The following is a 6372-nucleotide window of genomic DNA, read 5'->3' on the forward strand; positions in this document are numbered from 1 at the left end:
AGTGCACACTTTATTGTCCTAGACGCTCCCAAGTGGTTTGGGTCAAGGAACCTGTCCCCATGACCCCCATGACCCACCCAAGAGCTGCTTTGTGGAAGCCAGCACGTATTTGGCTTCGTAAAATTGAAGGGAAAGTTGTTCCTTAATAAAGAAACTGTCGTTGTCGCAACTGTCAAATTGTAAATATTTCCCCAAATGGATGGAGCCGGAGCCGCCTTTGCTTAGGTATTTACTTTTTTGGCTCAAAACAGGAAGAACCTTAAAACTGAAAATTCAGTCAGTATTTATGCAACACTAGTGGTATAATGTATACATAATAAAAAAGAGAAGTGCGCTAACACACTCCCTTGCAACTTCTACCATCAGGGTGGTGGTTGTCAATAGTTTAAAGCTTATCTTGAGAACCACCCTGCTTCCTACGGCGAGGGGTGGTTTTCTTGTTCTCTAGTACATTCTTCCGAAAAGTATATGCGCTTATTTCACGCACAAGCCCTTTCAGAACTTTTCTAAGAAATTCAAGAAGTGTTTCCATGATTATCACCTCCTTTCCTAAACCGGAAAGAAGCGTAACCACCAACCACCCTCACAATATTCAGTTGCATCTTTAGATTATCTCTTTTACGCTGCTAAGCTAACAAACTTTCGACAAAATCTACCAATCTTCGGGTGGTGCAGCGAAACCGAGGCACCGAAACCGGATCGGAATTGGTTAAAGTAAATCTTGATATTTTTGTCCACCATACAGGACCCGCATGACAATGACTTCCCTTTCATCTGCTCTAACTAGATAAAACACAATATAATTCTCAACAATAAGCTTGCGATAACCTTTTACTTTTAATACTTCATCAGATACAAGGCTACAGGAAAACGGGAAATCCCTCAATCTCATAATACTTGTTTCTATTGTTTCCAAAAGTAAGTCAGCAGCACTTTCATTAAATAAGCTATTAACGATATAGCCATAGATTTCATCCAAATCATTGTATGCTATTGGTGTGACTTTAATTTGAAATTTATTTTCTTCCATGTCTCTTTTTTAGTGTCTTAAAGACTTCCTCTCCATCTAAAAGCTGTTCTCCATTCTTAATTTGTGTTTCTGCTTCAGCTAACTTTTGGTATAATTCTAACTTCGCCAAAGAGTTCTCATACGTTTCCATACTCATAACAACCATATCACCATAACCGTTTTTAGTAATAAAAACGGGTTCTTTTATCTGATGACACAACTCAGAAATTTCTGTTGTATTTCTTAGATCCTTTATAGGTCGAATTTCAGGCACAAGATCATCTCCCAATCACTGATTATTACATAATTATAGCATCATTATGTACATTTAACAATTGAGTTATTTACCTCGAACGTAGGGACGGTTCTAACAGGGGACAATCGGAAGTTTTGCGCGAAAGAAGGCACAACAGCAGATTTTTATCTGCTCGTTGTGCCTTTGTCTATCCCTATACATAAACCTATTTCACAAAATTTTTGATTGCCCCAGAAGAATGAAGTCGCGCTCCTCACAATCAAAACCAAAAGAAACACCTGGCAGAGATTTCTCCCCACAAGACTTCTTCACTTATTCTAACTAACTTGCAATCTTTCGACAAAATCTAGCAATCTTCGGGGAGTGACAGGCACCGTTTGCCAGTTCTTTCGATTTATTGTCGAGATTGCACCATTTACTGTCCGAGAGCTTGTCCACTAGTCTCCATACAAACTGGGTCAAGGAACCTGTCCCCATGACCCTGCTATTTTTTCCATATCCTGTATTAAATTGACAGATAATAAACTATTAGACTATAATTTTTTTGTAGTTAGAAAAAAGGGGGATTTACATGAAGCACTTTTCAACGAAATATTTTGTTATCATGCTTGCATTAGTTGTTGGTTTTGTCGCTGCTTGTAGCACGGACGAAACAACGGATGAATCACCATCTGATGACGCCTCTCCAACACTTGGACATGATCTTAACATCGGTGTCGTATCGGATCCTGTTTCTTTAGATCCGCATGGCGCAAACGAAACAGTTGCTAACACTATTAACGCAACGATCTATGATCGTCTTGTCTACATGGATCAAAATTCAGAGATTCAATCTGGACTAGCAGAATCACTTGAACAAGTTGAAGATACGGTTTGGGAAGCGAAAATCCGTGAAGGTGTTACATTCCATGACGGATCAGACTAAATGCAGAAGCTGTTAAGTTAAGTTTAGACCGTGTTCGAGATCCTGAGGTTGCTGCTCCTGTTGCCTTTTTATTTGGAATGGTGACTGACGTTCGTGTAGTGGATGAATACACTGTACATATCGAGACAGAATTTCCGTTTGCACCACTTCCTGCTCATTTAGCTCATACTGCCGGTAGTATAATCAGTCCACAATTAATTGAGCAATCATACGAGGACTTAGCTAATGGTGAAAGTCCATTTAAGGCAGCAAATGAAAAACCATCAGGTACAGGCTATTTTAAATTTGAAAATCAACAGCCTGGAAATTCAGTCACGCTTTCTAATAACGAAGATTACTGGCATGAAGAGAAAGCAAAAGTGGGTACAGTAACATTTAAAGTCATTCCTGAGAGTTTAACACGTATTGCTGAGTTAGAGACGGGTGCTATTGATATTAACTTCACGGTTTCTCCTAGTGATGTGTCTCGTGTTGAAAGCAATCCTGATACATTAATTGAACAAGTTAGCAGTACAAGAATGGTATATCTTGGTTTTAACACAGAAGTAGAGCCGTTTAATGATGTGAATGTTCGTCGCGCTCTTCACATGGCTGTAGATAAAAATGCTTTAGTGGAAGGCATTTTAGATGGTGTCGGCATTCCGGCTGATACTCCAATTGCTCCAGGTGTTTATGGCTATAGTGAAGATGTAGATTCCATTGAGTATGACATTGAACAAGCAAAAGAACTACTCGCAGAAGCAGGCTATCCCGACGGATTTGATGTAACTTTATTAACAGATGACGAGCGCGAGCGTCAAGACTTAGCTGTTGCTCTTCAATCTCAATTAGCAGAAATCGGTGTAAATGTAAACATTGATACGTACGAGTTCGGAACATATATCGAACGTGCCGGTCAAGGTCAAATGGAAATATTCCTAGGTAGCTGGGGGACGGTTACGATTGATGCGGACTACGGCCTATACGCTGTATTCCACTCAGATAACATTGGACCACCAGGAAACCGTTCTCGAATTGTAAATGAGGAACTAGACCAACTTCTTGATGCCGCTAGACAAGAGACGGATCCGGAAACTCGAATTGATTTATATGCACAAGTTCAAAACAAGCTTGCTGAAGAATCTCCATATGCGTATTTGTATTTCCCTGATAACATTTCAGCTGTACGTTCAGATGTAGAAGGGTTCTGGCAATATCCAAGTGGGTATTTCTTCTTGCGTGATGTAACGTTAAATCGTTAATTAAAGAAAACGGGCTTTTGAGACTTATCTCAAGAGCCCATTTTCTTTTTTGGGGGAGCAGGGGAAGAACGAAATCGCTCCGCGATGGCAAAAAGATCTTCCTTCTTCAAAAAGTCATTAGCATTGCATAAATAAATTCTACTGATGTCAAATCAATGTTTTTTAGTCACTCTAAGCAGTCTGAATATTCAGATTTTAAATCATTCATTGTGTCTCGATTAGGCGCAAGGAGTGGGTCATTTTTGTCCCATTTTGCGCGTTGCCTAGAAACACTTCTTGGTCTTTTACAATAGGCGAACCTGCATGTGGAATTTGTTCGGATAGCACTTCAACCTGTGCGTTCTTCTTCAAACGAGTGATCAACCGAACATCGTGTAAACAGAGATGATCAAACGGTTTATAATCGATATAGCCACGGTCATACAAGTGGATCGCATCTGAATCAATGTCAAGGAGATCTCCCATTTGAGTGCGGTCTGCATGCTTAGCTGATAAAAGAATTCCTTTATCGGGTAAGGTCAACTCTTTGGTAACCACGACTCGTAAATGAAGGCGAATGCCCGCCTTCGTTTTACGAAAAGTCGCCCAAGGGTACTGACTGACACTCATGCTCATCGTTGTTGAATCGATCACGTGTAAGCGACCGATCTCACGAAGGGGTCATGGGGACAGGTTCCTTGACCCATTTGTGGATAACCACTCATCTCGACCATAATATCAAACCTTAGCTTGTGTATATCTCATAAAAAGGGGATAACCCTCTGCATAAACAGGTGGTTATCCACCTTTTTGAGTTGTCACACTAGTTAATGCGGAATCGGGTTGTTGATTGGAACAGTTCTTCAGATAGATGAGATAACGATTGAGCAGCTGAGGCTATTTCCTCGACCGCCGCTAGTTGTTCTTCTGAAGCAGCTGAACTTTCTTGACTTTTTGACATTCCGCCTTCCACAATGGCCTGAACGTCCTGAACAGACGAAGAAATGCTCGCACTAACTTGATTCATTTCTTGCAAGGACTGTGAGACTTCATCAATTTTAACAAAAAGCTCTTTAAGAGAACTTGATATCAATTGGAACGATTGATTCGTTTTCTCGCTTGCTACTAATCCTGTTTGAGCCCCTTTTTTTACATTTCTCATACTAGTAACTGCTTGATCTGTCTCTCCTTGTATGTCGTGAATCATAACAGAAATTTGGTCGGCTGACTGTCTGGATTGGTCTGCTAGATACCGCACCTCATTAGCTACGACAGCAAATCCTTTTCCATGCTCACCAGCTCGAGCTGCTTCGATCGTAGCATTTAAAGCTAATAAATTTGTCTGATCAGCAATATTTGTAATCACTTCGATAATCTGACCAATCTCCTTTGAGTGATTTCCAAGTGACTTAATAATCTGATCTGTCTGTTCAACGTCCGAATGGATAAGGTTCATTTGTGTGACAACATCCGTTACAGACTTTACTCCTTCATCTGAATACGTAGAAGATGCTTCAGAGAGTGATTCCATCTCACGGCTGTTCTTGGCGATCATTGTAATACCAGCTGAAAACTGCTGTACAGCACTTGAAACATTCGTCACATTTTGAAATTGCTTTTCCGAATCCTCTGCAACATCTTGGGCAAGAGAAGAAACCTGATGTGAAGCACTTTTGCTTTCTTCTGCACTAGCTGTTAGCTGTTCAGAAGAAGCAGCCACCTCTTCCCCGGAGTGTTGAATATGGTTGACTAAGTCTCGAAGGTTTTCAGTCATTTTATTCAGAGTCGTTGCCAATTGACTCACTTCGTCTTTTGATTGAGTAACGATTGGCTCAACTGTCAAATCACCATCAGCCACTTTTTGGATGTTTCTTACCATTGAAAGTAAAGGTTTTGAGATTAAACGAGTGATATACCAACCAATTCCAATCGCTATCATTACAGAAACGATAATAAGAGCCATTAATATTTGATTGGCAAACAGAGCTTCCTGTTTACCTGTTTCATAGCTTTCTAATGCTGTATTTTCAATATAGTAAGCCAATTGTTCAAGGTTTTTATTAAGATCATCTACTAATCCAGCCGTTTCGAAGTGATAAGCAAGAGCTTCCTCCTGACTTCCAATACGACCAAGTTCAATAATTTCTTCTCTATGTTCTCTATACGCAAGAACCTCATTATGTATACTATTGATTTGCTGTTGTTCATATTCAGAACCATCTATTGACAATAAAGTAGAAAAAACTTGATTGCTTCTTTCTGTTCGTTGCTCAATTCTTTCTAATAATTCTGGTTTTCGGTTATCATCAGAAAAAATATACTCGAGTGTATACACCTCAATCGCCCTGCTTTGAGCACGTAATTCATTAATATATAACACAGACAACAATTCTCTTTCATACATATCTTCCATACGGTCATTGGCTCGATCATTGTAAAGCAAACCAATAGTACCAACAATAAAAAGAAAAACTAGCATAATGGTTATAAGAAATGCTAGCTTATGACCAATTTTTAAATTTTTTACTATGTTCATGTTCTTCACTCCTGCTGATGTTTTTTTGTTTCGTGTTTCGTTGACAGTAAATTTAGCACGCGACCAAAGTCCCTCCACACCAAACAATCTTATATTCCCGTACTGATGAATACTAAACCATAATAATCAAAAAAGTTTTTGGTGGGTCATGGGGACCAGGTTCCTTGACCCATTTGTGGATAACCACTCATCTCGACCATGACCTCGAGCCTTACCCTTGAGCATATCTCAAAAAAGGTGGATAACCCTCTTTATAAACAGGTGGTTATCCACCTTTTTTTGGTTTAAGCAAGACGATTTGACCGATCTGAGTCTTTTATTTCTCCACAAGCAGGTGAAAATGCAGGGCTTCCCCTCTATTATTAGCAGCTTGTTGTCCAGTTTGGTTTATTTATTGTCCGATCGAATCGATTTATTGTCCAGTTC

7 protein-coding genes are annotated in these 6372 nt (G+C 39.7%); 2 read left to right on the top strand and 5 right to left on the bottom strand.

Annotated features, from left to right (window positions below):
- Positions 1-385 precede the first annotated feature (385 nt).
- From JCM9140_RS24050 to JCM9140_RS21255, 3 genes are all read right to left on the bottom strand, one after another.
- Positions 386-532 carry a hypothetical protein gene (locus JCM9140_RS24050; RefSeq protein ID WP_166485475.1) on the bottom strand — a complete coding sequence of 49 codons (147 nt, stop codon included), beginning with the start codon at positions 530-532 and terminating at the stop codon, positions 386-388.
- Between the two features lie 177 nt (positions 533-709).
- Positions 710-1030: a type II toxin-antitoxin system RelE/ParE family toxin gene (locus tag JCM9140_RS21250; RefSeq protein ID WP_034751453.1), complete on the bottom strand. Its 321-nt coding sequence runs from the start codon at positions 1028-1030 to the stop codon at positions 710-712.
- Positions 1017-1283 carry a type II toxin-antitoxin system Phd/YefM family antitoxin gene (locus JCM9140_RS21255; RefSeq protein WP_034751456.1) on the bottom strand — a complete coding sequence of 89 codons (267 nt, stop codon included), beginning with the start codon at positions 1281-1283 and terminating at the stop codon, positions 1017-1019. Before JCM9140_RS21255 ends, JCM9140_RS21250 begins: the two co-directional genes overlap by 14 nt.
- Before the next feature lie 553 nt (positions 1284-1836).
- On the opposite strand from JCM9140_RS21255, the gene JCM9140_RS24760 reads away from it, so the two are divergent.
- Together JCM9140_RS24760 and JCM9140_RS21260 are read left to right on the top strand one after the other, a co-directional pair.
- Positions 1837-2190, top strand: a complete 354-nt coding sequence (locus JCM9140_RS24760) for a hypothetical protein (protein WP_235715433.1) — start codon at positions 1837-1839, stop codon at positions 2188-2190.
- The gene (locus JCM9140_RS21260) at positions 2181-3431 is read left to right on the top strand and encodes a glutathione ABC transporter substrate-binding protein (protein ID WP_235715435.1); all 1251 of its coding nucleotides are present in this window, start codon (positions 2181-2183) and stop codon (positions 3429-3431) included. The genes JCM9140_RS24760 and JCM9140_RS21260 overlap by 10 nt, the downstream gene beginning before the upstream one ends.
- A 204-nt stretch (positions 3432-3635) precedes the next feature.
- Here the strand turns inward: JCM9140_RS21260 and JCM9140_RS21265 are convergent, their stop codons facing one another.
- Together JCM9140_RS21265 and JCM9140_RS21270 are read right to left on the bottom strand one after the other, a co-directional pair.
- On the bottom strand, positions 3636-4064 hold the full coding sequence (locus JCM9140_RS21265) for a transposase (protein ID WP_235715434.1): 429 nt from the start codon (positions 4062-4064) through the stop codon (positions 3636-3638).
- Positions 4065-4233: 169 nt separating this feature from the next.
- Complete coding sequence (locus JCM9140_RS21270) at positions 4234-5946, bottom strand: methyl-accepting chemotaxis protein (protein WP_034751459.1); 1713 nt, start codon at positions 5944-5946, stop codon at positions 4234-4236.
- Positions 5947-6372 lie beyond the last annotated feature (426 nt).

The organism is Halalkalibacter wakoensis JCM 9140, from assembly GCF_000513095.1.
GTDB classification, from domain to species: domain Bacteria; phylum Bacillota; class Bacilli; order Bacillales; family Bacillaceae_D; genus Halalkalibacter; species Halalkalibacter wakoensis.

What these genes read in the sequence shown, in the direction of transcription:
- JCM9140_RS24050 (WP_166485475.1), bottom strand. Translation starts at nt 532, where the DNA reads ATGGAAACACTTCTTGAATTTCTTAGAAAAGTTCTGAAAGGGCTTGTG.
- JCM9140_RS21250 (WP_034751453.1), bottom strand. Translation starts at nt 1,030, where the DNA reads ATGGAAGAAAATAAATTTCAAATTAAAGTCACACCAATAGCATACAAT.
- JCM9140_RS24760 (WP_235715433.1), top strand. Translation starts at nt 1,837, where the DNA reads ATGAAGCACTTTTCAACGAAATATTTTGTTATCATGCTTGCATTAGTT.
- JCM9140_RS21270 (WP_034751459.1), bottom strand. Translation starts at nt 5,946, where the DNA reads ATGAACATAGTAAAAAATTTAAAAATTGGTCATAAGCTAGCATTTCTT.